General features: G+C 68.4%; 15 protein-coding genes. 5 read left to right on the top strand and 10 right to left on the bottom strand.

Going from position 1 to position 16976, the window contains the following annotated elements; genetic code table 11:
- The first annotated feature begins 197 nt into the window (after positions 1–197).
- The 3 genes from LZ009_RS15285 to LZ009_RS15295 are packed head-to-tail and all read left to right on the top strand — an operon-like array spanning position 198 to position 1669.
- Positions 198–845 carry a GntR family transcriptional regulator gene (locus LZ009_RS15285; RefSeq protein ID WP_275698811.1) on the top strand — a complete coding sequence of 216 codons (648 nt, stop codon included), beginning with the start codon at positions 198–200 and terminating at the stop codon, positions 843–845.
- A gap of 13 nt (positions 846–858) precedes the next feature.
- Positions 859–1332: an OsmC family protein gene (locus LZ009_RS15290; RefSeq protein ID WP_275698812.1), complete on the top strand. Its 474-nt coding sequence runs from the start codon at positions 859–861 to the stop codon at positions 1330–1332.
- A 1-nt stretch (position 1333) separates the two neighbouring features.
- A complete protein-coding gene (locus LZ009_RS15295) occupies positions 1334–1669 on the top strand; it encodes a hypothetical protein (RefSeq protein WP_275698813.1) in 336 nt (111 codons plus the stop codon).
- Here LZ009_RS15295 and LZ009_RS15300 read toward each other — a convergent pair whose 3' ends face one another.
- From LZ009_RS15300 to LZ009_RS15310, 3 genes are all read right to left on the bottom strand, one after another.
- Complete coding sequence (locus LZ009_RS15300; protein WP_275698814.1) at positions 1670–3748, bottom strand: DUF1631 family protein; 2079 nt, start codon at positions 3746–3748, stop codon at positions 1670–1672.
- Positions 3749–3832: 84 nt separating this feature from the next.
- The gene (ettA, locus tag LZ009_RS15305) at positions 3833–5500 is read right to left on the bottom strand and encodes an energy-dependent translational throttle protein EttA (RefSeq protein WP_275698815.1); all 1668 of its coding nucleotides are present in this window, start codon (positions 5498–5500) and stop codon (positions 3833–3835) included.
- Between the two features lie 58 nt (positions 5501–5558).
- The gene (locus tag LZ009_RS15310) at positions 5559–7937 is read right to left on the bottom strand and encodes a DUF1631 family protein (RefSeq protein ID WP_275698816.1); all 2379 of its coding nucleotides are present in this window, start codon (positions 7935–7937) and stop codon (positions 5559–5561) included.
- Between the two features lie 339 nt (positions 7938–8276).
- On the opposite strand from LZ009_RS15310, the gene LZ009_RS15315 reads away from it, so the two are divergent.
- Positions 8277–10049, top strand: coding sequence for a DEAD/DEAH box helicase (locus tag LZ009_RS15315; protein ID WP_275698817.1), 1773 nt, complete (start codon positions 8277–8279; stop codon positions 10047–10049).
- A complete protein-coding gene (locus LZ009_RS15320) occupies positions 10039–10629 on the top strand; it encodes a Rossmann-fold NAD(P)-binding domain-containing protein (protein ID WP_275698818.1) in 591 nt (196 codons plus the stop codon). The genes LZ009_RS15315 and LZ009_RS15320 overlap by 11 nt, the downstream gene beginning before the upstream one ends.
- 10 nt (positions 10630–10639) lie before the next feature.
- Here LZ009_RS15320 and LZ009_RS15325 read toward each other — a convergent pair whose 3' ends face one another.
- The 7 genes from LZ009_RS15325 to LZ009_RS15355 all read right to left on the bottom strand — a co-directional run bounded on the left by LZ009_RS15325 (position 10640) and on the right by LZ009_RS15355 (position 16960).
- A complete protein-coding gene (locus LZ009_RS15325; RefSeq protein ID WP_275698819.1) occupies positions 10640–11416 on the bottom strand; it encodes a transglutaminase-like domain-containing protein in 777 nt (258 codons plus the stop codon).
- A 169-nt stretch (positions 11417–11585) separates the two neighbouring features.
- Positions 11586–12329, bottom strand: a complete 744-nt coding sequence (locus tag LZ009_RS15330; RefSeq protein ID WP_275698820.1) for a FadR/GntR family transcriptional regulator — start codon at positions 12327–12329, stop codon at positions 11586–11588.
- A 10-nt stretch (positions 12330–12339) separates the two neighbouring features.
- Entirely contained in the window at positions 12340–12723 is a 384-nt protein-coding gene (locus LZ009_RS15335; RefSeq protein ID WP_275698821.1) for a cupin domain-containing protein, read from the bottom strand.
- Positions 12720–13811, bottom strand: coding sequence for an ABC transporter ATP-binding protein (locus tag LZ009_RS15340; protein WP_275698822.1), 1092 nt, complete (start codon positions 13809–13811; stop codon positions 12720–12722). The genes LZ009_RS15335 and LZ009_RS15340 overlap by 4 nt, the downstream gene beginning before the upstream one ends.
- Before the next feature lie 17 nt (positions 13812–13828).
- A complete protein-coding gene (locus tag LZ009_RS15345) occupies positions 13829–14680 on the bottom strand; it encodes a carbohydrate ABC transporter permease (RefSeq protein WP_275698823.1) in 852 nt (283 codons plus the stop codon).
- Positions 14677–15555 (bottom strand): carbohydrate ABC transporter permease, encoded by an 879-nt coding sequence (locus LZ009_RS15350; protein ID WP_275698824.1) that lies wholly within the window; start codon positions 15553–15555, stop codon positions 14677–14679. Before LZ009_RS15350 ends, LZ009_RS15345 begins: the two co-directional genes overlap by 4 nt.
- Before the next feature lie 19 nt (positions 15556–15574).
- Positions 15575–16960, bottom strand: a complete 1386-nt coding sequence (locus LZ009_RS15355; RefSeq protein ID WP_275698825.1) for an ABC transporter substrate-binding protein — start codon at positions 16958–16960, stop codon at positions 15575–15577.
- Positions 16961–16976: the final 16 nt, after the last annotated feature.

Genomic DNA, 16976 nt, shown 5'->3' on the forward strand with positions numbered 1-16976 from the left:
CGTCCTACACGCCTTTTCGCCTGCGCCGACTGATCCATGGGAAAGCGAGCCGACACGCGGGCTGCGGCGGTTCCTGCAGCTGAGGCAGCGCGTCAGCGTGCCGACAGGGACACCTCGGAACCATGCATGGCGGAGGCGTGAATATTCACGCCTCGCGCTTGTGGCTCAACTTGTATACGTGTATAAATCGTTTCCGCATGCATGCCTCAGCCATTCCCCAGACCACGTCCGCCGCCGTCATCCAGCTGCTGAGGCAGTCGCTCGATCACGGCCGCTGGTCGCCCGGCACCGTCTTGCGGCAAGAGGACATCGCGGCCGAATTGGGCGTGAGCCGCGTTCCCGTGCGCGAGGCCTTCTTCCAGTTGCAGGCCGAAGGATTGGTGCAAGTGGTGCCGAACAAGGGCGTCTACGTGCGCACCTTGAGTGAAGCGAACCTGCGCGAACTGTTCCGCTTGCGCCGGCTGCTCGAATGCGACCTGCTGGCCGATGCGGTTCCCTTGCACGATGCGGCGAGCCTCAACCGGCTCGACACGGTGCAGGCTGCGCTCGACAAGGCCGGCCGGGTGGCCGACTGGATCGCCGGCGACCGCGAATTCCACGAGGCGCTGTACGCGCCGGCGGACCGCCCCGAAACGATGGCCATCGTGCGCAGGCTGCGGCACCAGGTCGACCGCTTCTACTACGCGCGGATGAAGCCCACCACACGCACGCAAGGCTGGTACGACGAACACCACGCGTTGATTCGCGCCGTGCGCAGGCGCGATGCCGCCGCCGCGTGCAAGCTGCTGGCAACGCACCTGGCGGAAACGGAGCGCAGCGCGCTGCTCGCGCTGGCCAGGGCCTGAAGAAGGAGACGCGATGTCGCGCCACACCTGCACCGTGAGCTGGGAGCGCGGCGACGCCTCCTTCCTCGACCAGCGCTACAGCCGTGCGCATGCGTGGCGCTTCGATGGCGGCGCGGTGGTGCCGGGGTCCAGCTCGCCGCACTCGGTGAAGCTGCCCTGGTCCGATCCCGCGGCCGTCGATCCGGAAGAAGCCTTCGTCGCTGCGGTCTCGAGCTGCCACATGCTGTGGTTCCTCTCACTCGCGGCGCAGGAGGGATTCCGTGTCGATCGTTATCTCGACGCCGCCGAGGGCACGCTCGGCACGATGAGCGATGGCCGCCAGGGCATGACCGAAGTCGTGCTGCATCCGGACATCGCCTTCTCCGGGGAACGCCTGCCCGACGATGCGTCGGTGGACCGCCTGCACCATGCCGCCCACGAGCGCTGCTTCATCGCCAATTCGATCCGCAGCGAAGTGCGCATCGCCGGAAGCTGGCGCGCCGCCTGACGTGGCCCGCAAGCGCGCCTCCCTGCACTACCACGTGTACGTGGTGGAACTGGGCGACGCCGTGTGGAACAACGCGCGCTTTCGCCGCTGCAATCCCGACTACCGGCTCGGCATGCCTTTCGTCTATGTCGGCATGACGGGCCTCGATCCGGACGTGCGCTTCGACAAGCACAAGGCCGGCATCCAGGCCAACAACTTCGTGCGCGACCACGGCGTGCGGCTGCTGCCCGCTCTCTATGCGGTGTACAACCCGATGCCCTACCAGGCGGCGGTGGAGATGGAAGTGGAGCTGGGGATCGCGCTGCGCGAGAAGGGCTACGGCGTCTGGCAGGCGTGACTACAGACTGTTCTTCCAGGCGGCGCGCACGACCGCATCGAGCGCGCCATCGACGACTGCCTGCGTCGCCACCAGCCTGAGCGAGCCTTCGGCCAGCATCTCCTGCAGGCGCCGCCGCGTCATCGAACGGCTCGCGCCGTTGCCCTGCGCGAACAGGAACAGCAGGCCGTGCGGGCTGGCCCAGGTGAGCTGCCAGCGCTCCCAGCCTTCGCCCAGCACGTCCACCCAGGTGCCGGGCCGCAGTTCCACCGGCGGCAGCGTTTCCGGCTCCGGGCGGTCCCAGCCGGAAGGCGTGCGCAGCTCCGGCACGAAGCCCGAGTCGTGCATCTCCAGCGGCGCCAGCCAGGTGTCGACACCGGGCGGCAAGGGCGCCGGTTCCGACGCGTGCGGCTCGGCGCCGGCCGCCTTGAACTGCGCCTGCACGCGCAGCTTGCGCAGCAGGGCCTGCCAGCGCGCGGTCTCGCCGGCCGGATGGTCGATGCTCGCGAGCCCGGCTTCGATGCGGCCGGCGAGCTGGCCGGGCTGCGCGCCGGCGCGGCCGCAGAGCGCCGGCTGCACGCTCCACAACACGCCTTGCACGACGCTGCTCCAGCCGCCGGGATCGTCGGCGCCGGTGTCGTCACGCAGCCGCGCCTGCGCCATCACCTGCGCCCAGGGGCCGGCGAGGAAGGCCAGCGCCTCTGGGGGCACGTCCAGGGCATCGGGCCGCTGCCGCAACTGGCGCGCGATGCGGTCGGCCAGCAGGTTGCGCTGCTCCGCCCGCACCAGCGCACGCACCGCCTTCTCACGGCCACCGCGGCGCGCGCGCGGCTGCGCATCGTCCCAGGCCTCGTGCAGGGCCTCCAGCGCCACTTCGAAAGGCTCGGCGCCGGCGGCGCGGGTTTCCAGCAGCACCTCCACCGCCTGCAGCAGGCCCTCGAGGAACTCGCGAAACCCCGGCGCGCGCGTGTCGCTCCAGGCCAGGCTGCGCTGCGTGGCCTCCTCGAGCAGCTGGCGGGCCGGATGCTCGCGGTCGCTGAAGAAGCGCGGGTCCGCCAGGGCCAGCCGCAGCAGCGCAGGTTCGAGATCGCGCACCGCCTCCTGCACCGGCGGCAGCAGGCGCGGATCGTCGGCCAGGTTCTCCACCATCAGGCGCACGACCTCGAGTCCGAGGGCTTGCGCCGGCGTGCGTGCTTCGCGATGGACCGCGGCGCGGAAGTCGGCCCGGCTGCCGGCCGCGCTGTCCGGCATCGCGGCCTGGCGCTGGCGCAACTGCAGCAGCAGCTGGTCGACCTTGCGCATGTCCTGCAGGGCCGTGAGCGCCGCCGGAACGGTCTGCGAGAAGTCGGGCGGCGGCGGCTCGCCGGCTTCGATGGCCGGCATCGGCGCCGCGTCGCCGGCCAGCAGCTTCTGCAGTTCGCGGATGGTGATCTGCGTCTCGCGGTCCTCGCCCGGGGCCGGCGGGCCGGGAGGCGCCGGCGGGGCGGCGACCACGCCCTGTGCCGCCAGTGTCGCGGCCAGCTGCTCGTAGCCCTGCGCGAGCTCGGGCGCCATCGCCAGCGGCAGGTAGCGCAGCCAGCGCCGACGCACGATGGCCGAGACGGGGCTCTGGCGCGCCAGCCGGTGCAAGGCGCGCACGTAGATCTCGGGACGCAGCGGATGGCGCTGGACGCCGCCGGCGGGCGCCAGCCGGGCCGCGGCCAGCAAGGTTTCGAACGGCGCGAGCTGCGCCTGCACGGACTGCGCCAGCGCTTCGCCGGCGCGCATCACGTGCACGTTCTCCTGCAACTGCTCGTCGACCAGGAGCGGCAGGCTGTCGAAACTCAGGGGGGTGGCGCGGTCACCGGCAATGGCCTGCGCGAATTCGGCCAGCAGCGCCTGCGGATAGGCCTCGGCCAGGGCCTGCTGCTGCTCGCGCGCCACCGCCAGCGCGTCCAGCAGCAGGTTGCGCTCCACCACGTCGCTGATGGCTTCGGCCTGCGCCGGCAGCTCGGCAAGCGCACGCCGCAGCGTGGCCTGCATCAGGGTCGCACCTTTGGCGGCCGCCTCCTTGATGCAGGCGCGGTAGAGCGCCTGGTACTGGGGTTGCGTGCCGCTCATGGCGGCTGCCTCTCCTCGACGGTCGTCCGTGCTGGGTCCCCGCCTGCGCGGGGACGCTGAAGCACGCCCATCCTGCGGATGGGCTTACTTCAGCGCTTTATACCTGACGCGGTGGGGTCTTGCACCTTCCTCGCCCAGGCGCTTCTTCTTGTCGGCCTCGTATTCCTGGTAATTGCCGTCGTAGAAGACCCATTTGCCTTCATCTTCGGCCGCCAGGATGTGCGTGGCGATGCGGTCGAGGAACCAGCGGTCGTGGCTGATCACCATCACGCTGCCCGCGAATTCCAGCAGGGCGTCTTCCAGCGCGCGCAGGGTTTCCACGTCCAGGTCGTTGGACGGCTCGTCCAGCAGCAGCACGTTGCCGCCCTGCAGCAGGGTCTTGGCCAGGTGCAGCCGGCCGCGCTCGCCGCCGGACAGCATGCCGACCTTCTTCTGCTGGTCGCTGCCGTTGAAGTTGAAGCGGCCGCAATAGGCGCGGCTGGCCATCGTGAACTTGCCGATGTTGATCATGTCGAGGCCGCCGGAGACGTCCTCCCACACGGTCTTGTCGTTGGCCAGCTCGTCGCGGTGCTGGTCGACGAAGGCCATCTGCACGGTCTTGCCGATCTTCACCTCGCCCGCGTCCGGCTTTTCCTTGCCGGCGATCATCTTGAAGAGCGTCGACTTGCCGGCGCCGTTGGGGCCGATGATGCCGACGATGGCGCCGGCCGGCACCTTGAAGCTCAGGTTGTCGATCAGGACGCGGTCGCCGAAGGACTTGCTGACGTTCACGAACTCGATCACTTCATGGCCCAGGCGGTCGCCCACCGGGATGAAGATCTCGTTGGTCTCGTTGCGCTTCTGGTATTCGTAGTCCGACAGTTCCTCGAAGCGGGCCAGGCGCGCCTTGCTCTTGGCCTGGCGGCCCTTCGGGTTGGAGCGCGCCCACTCCAGTTCCTTCTTCATGGCCTTGGTGCGGGCGTCCTCGGTGCGCTGCTCGCTCTCCAGGCGCGCTTCCTTCTGCTCCAGCCAGGTCGAGTAGTTGCCCTTGTAGGGAATGCCGCGGCCGCGGTCCAGCTCCAGGATCCATTCGGCGGCGTTGTCCAGGAAGTAGCGGTCGTGGGTGATGCCGACCACGGTGCCCGGGAAGCGCGCCAGGAACTGCTCCAGCCACTCGACCGATTCGGCGTCCAGGTGGTTGGTGGGTTCGTCGAGCAGCAGCATGTCGGGCTTGGACAGCAGCAGGCGGCACAGCGCCACGCGGCGCTTCTCGCCACCCGACAGGTTCTTGATCACCGCCTCCCAGGGCGGCAGCCGCAGCGCGTCGGCGGCGATCTCCAGCAGGTGCTCGCCATCGCCTTCGGCGCCGGCGGCGGCGATGATCGCCTCCAGCCGGCCCTGCTCTTCGGAGAGCTTGTCGAAGTCGGCGTCGGGTTCGGCGTAGGCGGCGTAGATTTCCTCCAGCCGCGCCTTGGCCTGCTTGACCTCGCCCATGCCGCTTTCGACGGATTCGCGCACGGTGTGCTCGGGGTCGAGCTGCGGCTCCTGGGGCAGGTAGCCGATCTTGATGCCGGGCATGGGGATCGCTTCCCCTTCGATCTCGGTGTCGATGCCGGCCATGATCTTCAGGAGCGTCGACTTGCCCGAGCCGTTCAGGCCCAGCACGCCGATCTTGGCGCCGGGGAAGAAGGACAGCGAGATGTCCTTCAGGATCTGCCGCTTCGGCGGCACGATCTTGCCGACGCGGTTCATTGTGTACACGTATTGAGCCATGGGGGGATTATCCCGCATGACGAAATGACCTCGGGGCGGCACGGCCGCCCGCGGGCACTCAGCGCTTCTTGTCGATCGAGTTCTTGAGCGCCGCCTGCGCGACCTGGTCGAGCGCCTCGTCGACCACCGGCCGGTCGGCCACCACCTTCAGCTGGCCGTTGCCGCGCAGCTTGTCGAGCGTGCGGCGGGACATCGAGTGCGCGGCGCCGCCGATCGAGGTGAACATGAAGAGGGTCGAGTGCGGGCTGCACCAGGTGAGCTGGGCGCGCACCCACTGGCCCTTGATCTCGATCTCGGCCCAGGTGCCGATGCGCAGGTCGTCGCGCGGCAGGTCCGGCAGCGGCTCGGCTTCCGAGAGTTCCACCACCTCCACGTCGCCCTGCGGGAAGTCGTCGGGCGGGGCGGCGGCCGCGGCCGCTGCAGCCTCGGCTTCAGCCGCTGCGGCCGCCGCGGCAGCGTGCGCAGCCGCCTGCCGCGCCCGCGCTTCTTCGGCCGCGGCCTGCTCGGCCTCCTGCTGCACCGCCTCGGGCGAGGCGACGCGCTCGGTTTCCATGTCGGGGCCGGAGTCGACGTAACCGGACTCCTGTGCCTCGTTCTCGTCCAGCCACATCTGGATCTCGTCCTGCGCGCTGTCGCTGAACTGCGACTCTTCCGCCCAGACCGAATCGGCCGCCTCGCGCGCGGCCTTGGCCTCCGGCACGTCGCGGCCGTCCTGCACGGCGGCGCGGTGCAGGGTGATCAGGTGGTCGAAGAAGCGCTGCGTCAGCTCCGGCGGATAGCCGATGCCCTGCAGGCCCTCGCGCAGGCGCTGCAGCAGGCCCGGGATCATCTGCACCAGCCGGCGCGCGCGGCCCTTCTGCGCGGCGCTCTTCTGCACGCTCCAGATCAGGTCTTCCACCAGCTGGCGGTAGCCGAAGGGGTCGGACGAGCCGTCGGCGCAACTGAGCTGCGCCTCGGCCACGACCTGCGCCCAGGCGTTCTTCAGGAAGTCGCCGATGAAGTCGGCGACGTCGAGGCCCTGCAGCATCTGCGCGAAATCGGCGGCGAGCTTCTGGGCCAGCAGGTTGCGCTGCTCGGCGTGCAGCAGCGCCCGGGCGGCCTCCTCGCGGCGCTGCTTGGCGCCCACGTCCTGGCCGGACCATTCGTTTTCCAGCTCGTCCAGCATTTCGCCGAAGGTGTCGGCGTCGATCACCTTGCTGGTGAGCCAGCGGCTGGTCTTGTCGAGCGTGGCTTCGAAGCGGGCCCAGCCCGGGTCCTGCTCGGAGCTGAAGGCCAGGCTGCGCTGCGTGATGCGATCGAGCAGCTGCCGCGCCGGATGGTTGCGGTCGCTGAAGAAGCGCGAATCCTGCTCGGTCAGCCGATGCACGGCCGGCTCGAACTTCTTGAGCTGCTTCTTCAGCTGCGGCAGCAGGCGGCGGTCGTCGCCCAGGTTGTCGAACATGAGCCGCACGACTTCTTCGCCCAGCTGCTGGCCGATGCGTGGCGACTCCTTGGGCGGGGCGGCCATCTCGGCCAGCATGTCCACCGGCTGGGCCGGCGCCGCCGCGGGCTTGGGCCTTTGCTCCAGCCGCTTGACGAGCTCGTCGGCCTTCTTCAGTTCCTGCAGCATCGACATCGACGCCGGCACGGTGTGCATGAAGTCGGCCTTCTTCGGCTGGTCGAAATCGCCCGTGAGCAGCTTGCGCAGGCGGTCCAGGGTCAGCAGGGTCTTGGCGGCGGTGTCCGTCACGGGCGCGCCACTGGCGCCGGTCGCCTTGTTGATGCGGCCACCCAGCGGCACGGCGGGCTCGACCCCGGTGGAGCGCAGCCAGTCGGCCAGTTCGCGGTACAGGCGGCGCAGGTTCACGCCCAGCAGGCCGGCGGCGGGCACGATCAGCACTTCGCGGACCTGCCCGTCGGGCACGTGTTCGGCCAGGGTGGCCTGCAGCGCGCGCACGAAGACGTCGGGCCGGATCGGATTCAGGCCCGGCTGGATGGTGCGCCAGCCCAGCATCGTGCTGACCAGCGCATCCAGCGGCGGCAGGGCATCGTCGACCGAATGCGCCACCTCCTGCTGGGCCCGCGCCACTTCGATGCTCTGGTCGAGATCCTCGTCCTCGAACAGCTGCAGGTCCTGGAAGCGCAGCGTCTCGGTGGGCTGCTGGTCCTTGCCGCCGCCTTCATAGACGAGGCGGGTGAGTTCCTTGACGAAGCTGGCGCTGACCGCGGCCGACTTCTCGTTGAGGCCCTGCACGGTCTGCTTGATGTCGGCGCGCTGGAAGGACTGGATGCGGCGGGCCCCCGCGGCCACGGCGCCCTGCTCCAGGCCCTGCAGGACGCCCAGGAACAGCGGCTCCGCCTGTTGCAGCATGGCGGCCAGGCAGTCGTTCAGCGTCGGCTGCAAGGCGGTGGGATCGTCGGAGACGCCCACCCGGAGCTTCATCTTCGAGGTGGCCATGGGTCTTATGGGTTACGGCCCATTATGGGACTGGGCGCGCGGTGTCAACATTTTCCGCCGCCGTACGGCCGCGTAGCGGGGGCGAGCGGCACGCTGTGGCAGCGCGCTGACACGGTTCGGCACGTCCGGCCGATCCATGCGACAATAGGGGCTCTTGCGACGCTCCAGTTGCCCGCAAGCTCAGCGTTTCCGCTGGGGACGAAGCTGGTCCGCCACCCAAGAAAATGGCGCGTCCGCTGGCTCCCGCCACCAAAACCTTCATCTGCCTCCACTGGATCCGGCTGCTCTTTGCCCGGAACGGCCGATGCCCCAGCGCCCGGGAAGGCGCTTATCCACTTAATGACTTTTGATGAACTGAATCTCGCCCCGGCCATCCTGAAGGCCGTGCACGAGCAAGGCTACGAAACCCCCACCCCGATCCAGGCCCAGGCGATTCCCGCCGTGCTCGAGGGCCACGACCTCCTCGCCGGCGCCCAGACCGGCACCGGCAAGACGGCTGCGTTCACGCTGCCGATGCTGCACAAGCTCACCAAGGGCCAGGTCAAGACCAACAAGTTCGGCAAGGACGGCGTTGCCGCCCTGGTGCTCACCCCCACGCGCGAACTCGCCGCGCAGGTGGAAGAGTCCATCCGCACCTACGGCAAGTACCTGCCGCTCACCTCCACGGTGATCTTCGGCGGCGTGGGCATGAACCCGCAGATCGACCGCATCAAGAAGGGCGTCGACATCCTGGTGGCGACGCCGGGCCGCCTGCTCGACCTGCAGCAGCAGGGCCACCTGGACCTGTCCACCGTGGAAATGCTGGTGCTCGACGAAGCCGACCGCATGCTGGACATGGGCTTCCTGCCCGACGTGAAGAAGATCCTGGCGCTGGTGCCCAGGGACAAGCAGAGCCTGCTGTTCTCGGCCACCTTCAGCGACGAGATCCGCGACCTGGCCCACACCCTGCTGAAGAACCCGCAGAGCATCCAGGTCACGCCGCGCAACACCACCGTGCAGCGCATCACCCAGGTGGTGCACCCGGTGGGCCGCGGCAAGAAGAAGGAACTGCTGGCGCACGTGATCAAGGAGCACAACTGGTCGCAGGTGCTGGTGTTCACGCGCACCAAGTTCGGCGCCAACAACGTCGCCGAGTACCTGGCCAAGCACGGCATCAGCGCGATGGCGCTGCACGGCAACAAGAGCCAGACCGCGCGCACGCAGGCGCTGGCCGGCTTCAAGAGCGGCGACATCCGCGCCCTGGTGGCGACCGACATCGCCGCCCGCGGCATCGACATCGACGAACTGCCGCACGTGGTGAACTACGAGATCCCCAACGTGCCGGAAGACTACGTGCACCGCATCGGCCGCACCGGCCGCGCGGGCAACGACGGCGCCGCCGTCAGCCTGGTGTGCCTGGACGAGGAAGGCTTCATGCAGGAGATCGAGCGCTTCACCAAGCAGCAGATCGCCGTGCAGGAAGTGCCGGGCTTCGGCCCCGAAGCCGGCGAGCAGGCCGAGCCCATCGCCATGGGCCGCCAGGTCCTGTGGGGCGGCAAGGGCCGTCCGCCTTCGCGCGACGTGCTCAATGCCGCGGCGAAGGCCGCGCGCAGCGAGATGATGCAGCGCATCCGCGAGAACAAGGAAAAGTCCGGCGGCTCCGGCCGTGGCGGCCGCGGCGGCAATGGCCAGGGCCAGCGCAATGGCGACGGCCAGCAGGCCCGCGGCGCCAACGGTGGCGGCAATGGTGGTGGCGGCAATGGCCGCCGCCAGCAGCCGCAAGGCGAAGGCGCCCAGGCGCGTCCGCCGCGCCAGCAGAATGGCGCCGGCGGCAACGGCCACCGCAATGGCAACGGCAACGGCAATGGCGCTTCGCAGCGTCCGCCGCAGCCGCGCCGCGACGACGAGCAGCAACCCCGCGAAGGAGCGCACAATAGCCGCAGCCCCTTCGTCGTGAGGGAACCGGTTCAACGAAGCACCGATGGACAACCCGATCCGCTCCGCACCAGTGTCGACAGCATGGCCAAGAACGGACGCCGCGGCGGCGGCGGGGGCGGGCGCCCGAACCGTGGCGGTGGCGGGGGCTACGGGTCTCGTGGGCAGGGCAATCCTCCAAGGACTTTTGGCCGATGACGGCATAGCGGCGGTCCATGTCCTGGGCCGCCGCGCCCCGCAGCTGCAACACGCCAAGCTGCATTTCCACCAAGTCGAATTTTCCGACCCGGCGGCGCTGAAGGCGCTGCCGCCGCTGGACGAGGTCTACCTCGCCCTCGGCACCACCATCAAGGTGGCCGGCAGCCAGCCGGCCTTTCGCGCCGTCGATTTCGACGCCAACTACGCCGTCGCCCGGGCGGCCCGCGCCGCCGGCGCGCGCCATGCGGGCGTGGTGAGCGCGATGGGCGCCGACGCCCGCTCCCGCATCTTCTACAACCGCGTCAAGGGCGAGCTCGAGGAAGCGCTGGGCGCGATGGGCTTCGAAGGCCTGGTGATCGCCCGGCCGTCCTTCCTGGCCGGCGACCGCGAATCCCTCGGCCAGCCCGTGCGCGGCGGCGAGAAGCTCGCGCTGCGCGTGAGCCAGTGGCTCAAGCCGCTGATCCCCGCCAACTACCGTTCCATTGCCGCCCAGGACGTGGCCGGCGCGCTGTTGCGGCACGTGCCGCAGTCGCGCGGCCGGCTGGTGCTGTCTTCAGGCGTGATGCAGCGCGGCGCCTAGGAGCCTGGGCTCAGGAAAGGCGGCGCGGTCCCCGGGCGGGCGCGCCCTTGGGCCGGGAATCGCGCAGGCGGCTGATGCCGCGCTGCATGGCCGGCGCCAGCACGTTCCAGTGCAGCAGCCGCGCGAAGCGGCTGCGCAGCGCGCGGTAGGCGTGCGAATCGACGAACTCCCCCGGGTCCTGGTACACGCCCAGGTCGTCCAGCACCATCGGGTCCTCGTGGGTGGCGCGGCCGCCGACGAAGGAGTGCTCGTAGCCGTCCCACAGCATGGCACCGCCGACGTGGACGCCGAAGCCGTAATCCCAACCCCGCTCCTTCAGCCGCTGGCGCGCAGCCGCCATGTAGGCGGCGTCGAAGATGTAGGTGTCGGTGCGCAGCCAGCGGCCGTGCAGCCAGATCTCCGCCAGCGGGCGCGCCGCCTTGCGCACCCGGGTCGTCAGCCCGCGCAGGATGTCGCCGCTCACCAGCACGTAGCGCAGGCGCGCCGGGATGCCGGCGGCGCGCAGCATCGCCACCAGCAGCGTGGCCTTGTCGGTGGCATCGCCGTGCCCGGAATCGATCACCTCGCGCGCGGTGCGCAGGCGCAGCTTCACCCGCTTGGTCAAGGGCATGCGCTTGACGAAGCCGTACACCGCCAGGGCCTTCTCGCGCTCGGTCTTGGAAAGCTGCGTGAGCGCGCGCACCCGCAAGCGCAGCTTGGGGTCTTCCAGGTCGATCAGCGAAGAGGCGCCCAGCCAGAGCGAGGGAAGGTCTTCCTCGACCGCCGGCTGCGAGGCAGGGGAGTTCAACACGTGCGATGCCAGGTCAATGCGGATGGCGGGCGCTGCCGATCGTGAGCGCCGCCGCGTGAACGTCGCGCGCCGCCCTCAGGGGCGAACGATCGTTCGATTTCCAGGGAATTTTAACTTGGAAGTTCTAAGGGGCGCCGCCTAAATCCTTATAGGCGCCCTATCGAATTCAGTAAGACCTGAGCATTCTTACCGGTTCGTTCAGCCGGGGCAGGCGCTTGCGGCTGGCCAGCACCAGCTCGATGTCGTCGCGCGCGCCGTCGATCAGGACCAGGACCGCCTTTTCGGCGCGGGCGGGCTCGTGCGCGATGACCGCGTCGAGCACCGCGCGGTGCAGCGGCAGCGAGTTGCGCGGCCCGTCCTTGCGGCTGGTGGAGATCTCGAAACTGGTGCGCAGCAGCGCGCCCAGCGCCTTGCTCATCTGCACGATCATGCGGTTGCGGCAGGCCCGCAGCAGGCCCTGGTGGAAGCGCAGGTCGCTCGTCACGTAGTCGCCGCCCTCTTCCACCGCCTTGCGCATGCCCTCGAAGGCGGCTTCGATCTCCGCGATGTCTTCCGGCGTGGCGCGTTCGGCCGCCATGCGCACCGCGGCGGGTTCCACCACGCGGCGCAGGTCCTGCAGGTCGCGCAGGAACTCCGCGGTCAAGCCCGCCTTGGACTGCCACACGATCACGTCGGGGTCGAACCAGTTCCACTGCTCCGCCGGCAGCACGCGGGTGCCGACCTTGGGTCCGCTGCTCACCAGGCCCTTGGCGATGAGCGACTTCACGGCTTCCCGCACCACGGTGCGGCTCACGCCCAGTTCCTCGCACAGCATCGGCTCGGGCGGGATCGAACTGCCCGGCGGATAACGGCCGGCGAGGATGGCTTCCCCGAGATGGTCGACCGTGTTGCCGTGGACGTTCTTGATCATTGGGTGCGGTTCAACCGCGCACGAACAGCGTCTGCAGCGGCTCGCTGCCGGCCTGCGCGCTCCAGTGCCCGTGCACCTTGGGATCGAAGGCCGCGCCTTCGGGCAGCAGGTCGGCCGAGTGGAAGTGCTGGCCGGGGCCGAAGCTGCGCGTGCTGCCGTCCTGCAGGCCGATCACCATGGTGCCGCGCAGGATGAACACCCACTGCGGATGCGGCGAGCAATGGAACTGGCTGCGAAAACCCACCGGGCTCTCGCGCAGCTGGTAGCCGCCCGAGGGCGCCAGCTTCGACAGCATCGATTGCGGCGTGCCTTCGGACAGGGGCACGGCCTCTTCCCGGAAGCGGGCGCGGCCGTCGCTGTCGGTGAAGAGGACGACCTTGGTGAAGGCGGTCATTGGACGGTGGCGTTGATGGTGTCGAGGCGCTGGCCGCCGGCGGCGTCGAACACGTGCGTCTTTTCCTCCGCCACGCCCAGCATCACGGTGTCGTCGGGCTTGGCCGTCGTGCGGCCATGCATGACGATCACCATGTCGGTCGCGCCGACGCGCACCAGCAGTTCGGTCTCGGCGCCGGTGGGTTCCACCACCACCACCTTGGCCGGAATGCCCTCGCCCGTCAGCGACACGCGGATGTCCGTCGGACGCACGCCGTACTGCACGGCCTGCCCGTCCTTGCCCTGCGCCTGGTTCTGCGTGGGCCACATCTGGCCCTCGGCCTCGACGAAGCTGCGGCCGTCCCGCATGCGCAGCGTGCCGGGCAGCACGTTCATGGAAGGCGAGCCGATGAACTGGGCGACGAACAGGTTGCCCGGCCGGTCGAACAGTTCGAGCGGCGTGCCGATCTGCTCCACGATGCCGTCGTGCATCACCACGATGCGGTCGGCCATGGTCATGGCTTCGATCTGGTCGTGCGTGACGTAGACGGTGGTGGTCTTCAGCCGCTGGTGCAGCGCCTTGATCTCGGCGCGCATCGCCACGCGCAGCTTGGCGTCCAGGTTCGACAGCGGCTCGTCGAACAGGAAGACCTTGGGATCGCGCACGATCGCGCGTCCCATGGCGACGCGCTGGCGCTGGCCGCCGGAGAGCTCGCGCGGGAAGCGGTCGAGCAGCTGCGTGAGGTTGAGGATGCGCGCGGCATCGTCGACGCGTTGGTTGGTCACGCCCATGTCCGCCTTGCGCAGCTTCAGGCTGAAGGCCATGTTGTCGCGCACCGTCATGTGCGGATAGAGCGCGTAGCTCTGGAACACCATCGCGATGTCGCGGTCCTTGGAGTCCAGGTCGTTGACCACGCGGTTGTCGATGTCGATCTGGCCGCCGCTGATCGGCTCCAGGCCGGCCAGCATGCGCAGCAGCGTGGACTTGCCGCAGCCCGAGGGCCCGACCAGCACCACGAACTCGCCGTCGGCGATGTCGAAGCTGATGCCGTGGATGATCTTGAACTTGCCGAACGATTTCTCGATGCCGCGGAAGGAGACGGAAGCCATGCGTGATTCCCTGGACGTCAGCTCTTGACGGCGCCGGCCGTGAGGCCGCCGACCATGTAGCGCTTGAAGGCGTAGTAGATCGCCGCCGGCGGCAGCGCGTAGATGAGGCCGGTGGCCATCAGCAGTTCCCAGGGCGAGTCGTCGGCCGACAGGAAGCTGCCGAGCGCCACGCCCAGCGTGGTGCTGCGGTCGTTGGACAGCAGCAGGAAGGCGTAGAGGTACTCGTTCCAGGCGAGCAGCAGCGAGTAGGTGCCGACCGCCACCAGCGAGGGCACCATCAGCGGCAGGTAGACCAGGCGGAACAGCTGCATCGGCGTGGCGCCGTCCATGCGCGCGGCCTCGTCGAGCTCGAAGGGCAGCTTGTCGGACGCCTGCTTCAGCACCCAGATGCAATAGGGCGACGCGATGGTCACCATCGCCAGGATCAGTGCCCACTGGTTGTTCAGCAGGCCGTAGTTGCCCATCGCCTTGTACATCGGCACGGCAAGGAAGGCCGCGGGAATGAAGTACGTGAACAGCGCCAGGTTCATCACCGTGCGGCCGCCCGGCACCTTCAGCCGGCTGATGGCGAAGGCCGCGCAGGTGGCGACGAACAGGGTCAGGGCACCCACGGTCACCGCGATGAGCACCGAGTTCCACATCTGGATCCAGAAGTGGTTCAGGTAGTGGTGCTCCTGGTTGAAGACCACCCGGAAGTTCTGCAGCGTGGGGTTCTGCGGCCAGATGCGGCCCGAGGTCGCCTGGTCCTTGCTCGAGATCGAGAACAGGAACAGGTGGTAGATCGGGATCATCGTCCAGATGAACACCGGGATGCCGATCAGCAGCAGCTTGGCCTCGGTGGTGACGTCGCGCCAGGTGATGCGCTTCATTTCGAGAGCCTCTTCATCATGAAGTAGACCAGCGGCAGCACCGCGGGCAAGGCCACCACGATCGAGGCCATGGCGAGGTCCACCTGGTCGAGGCGCAGGTAGCGGATGCCCAGCGTCGCCAGCACGTGCGTGAGGTCGGCCGGGCCGCCGCCGGTGAGCAGGTAGACGCTGTTGAAGTCGCCCAGCGTCCAGATCATCGACAGGATGGTGGACGTCAGGTACAGCGTGCGCATCGACGGCCAGGTGATGAACTTGAACTTCTGCCAGGTGGTCGCGCCGTCGACGGCCGCCGCTTCGTACTGCTCGGCCGGGATCGCCATGCGGCCGGCCAGCAGGATCAGCGTCCAGAAGGGCAATGACTTCCAGACGTGCATCACCATGGAGAAGGACAGGGCCAGGGCCGGCTCGTTGAGCCAGTTGGGGCCGTCCATGCCGGTGAAGCGGAAGATCAGCGAATTGATCACGCCCCACTCGGGATTGAGCATGAAGCGGACCGAAAGAATGGTGGGGATCGAAGGCACCGCCCAGGGCAGGATGAACAGCACCGAGAGCACCTTGATCCACCAGCGGGTGTGCAGGAAGAATCCGGAAAGCAGCAGCGCGATCATCATCTTGATGTTGATCGCCACCACCAGGAAGACCAGCGTGTTGACCGCCGTGCGGAAGAAGATCGGGTCGGCAAAGAGGTGCTCGTAGCTGACGGGATGCCGCGCCAGCCAGAGCCCGTAGCAGACCGGGTAGAGCACGAACACCGCGAACACCAGCAGGTAGGGCAGCACCAGCAGGCGCCCCCAGTTGTCCCAGGTGCTGCTGGCGCGGGACTTCGGCGGCGCCGCCGCCGGCAGTTCTTCGGTGTGCGCGAGGATCGTGCTCATGGCCGGGAGGCTGTTGCGCTTACTGGCCGGAGCCGGCGACCGTCTTGATGCGCGCGATCATCTCGTCCACGGCCTTGTCGACCGGCACCTTCTCGTTCAGCACGCGGTTCGCCGCTTTCGCCCACACGTTCTCGTTGTTCAGCACCGTAAACTTGTAGTTCTTGGTGAATTCGAACGTGCTCGTGCCGGCCATGAACTGGTTGTAGACCGTGAGGCGGTGCGGGTCGTTCTTCCAGAACGCGCTCTGCTGGCCGGCCTTGGTCACCGGGAACCAGCGGCCGAGCGAGCCTTCGACGTAGGGCGTGAGGTTCTCTTCCTGCAGCAGGAAGCCCACGAATTCCTTCGCGCGCTTCATGTTCTTGGCGTTCTTGAAGATCACGCCGGTCTTGACCGCCGCGCGGTACTTCATCTTGGTGCCGTCCGGCTTGTCCGGGAAGGCGCCGGTGGCGATCAGCTCGGTGTAGTTCTTCTTCGCTTCGGCGCGCTGCGCGTCGGTGAGCGAAGCGTTGTTCATGTCGTCGAGCCACTTGGCCGCGATCGAGATCGTGGCGTTGTGCGTGAGCACCGTCGTCTTGTTGTGGAAGGCGACGTTGTTGTCCGGGTCCTTCCAGCTGGTGGCCGACGGCGGCGCGCAGCCCTTGGTGTAGGGCGCGGTGTAGTCGGTCAGCGCGTTGATCAGGCCCGTGCGCACGGTGGGGTCATCCACCAGCAGCTTGCCGGAGTCGTTGACCAGCTTGACGTTGTACGCGTCCATGAAGGTCAGGAACGAGAAGAACGAATCGCTCGAGTCCACGCCCAGCGGCTGGCCGATGCCGAAACCGCGCTTGCCGGTCTTCTGGCGGTAGGCCGGCTGCACCTTGTCGCACCAGAAGCTCCAGTAGTCCTTCCAGCCCTTGGGGATGTCGCTTTCCTTGAAGCCCGCATCGGCCAGCATGTCCTTCCAGTACTGGATGTGCATGGTCTGCTGCTTGATGGGGAAGGCGTAGTAGGCGCGCTTCTGCGCCTTGTCGTCGTAGAGGAAGGTGGTCGACAGCGCGACCGGCTCGAAGCGCGCGGTCATCGGGCTGATGACGCTGGAGATGTCTTCCAGCTTGTCGTCGAAGGCCCACTTGGCGGTGACCTGGAAGTCATAGACGTCCGCATAGGCGACGTCGGGCGGGCTGCCGGAGTCCAGCGCTGCGACGGTCTTCGGGATCATGTCCTGGATCGGGTACTGCGAGAGCTCGACCTTCACGCCCTTGTGCTTCGCCTCGTACTTCTTGATGGCGGCGAACAGCGCGTCGTCCTCGGCCTTGTAGAAGCCCTTGACCCACCACACGGTCAGCGTTTCCTGGGCGGCCGCCGGCACGGCGGCCATCACGCCCGCGGCAGCCAGCGTGGCGGCCAGTACGGTCCTCAGTTTCATGCCTTGTCTCCTGTGC

The sequence above is a fragment of the Ramlibacter paludis genome, assembly GCF_022012305.1.
GTDB lineage: Bacteria > Pseudomonadota > Gammaproteobacteria > Burkholderiales > Burkholderiaceae_C > Ramlibacter > Ramlibacter paludis.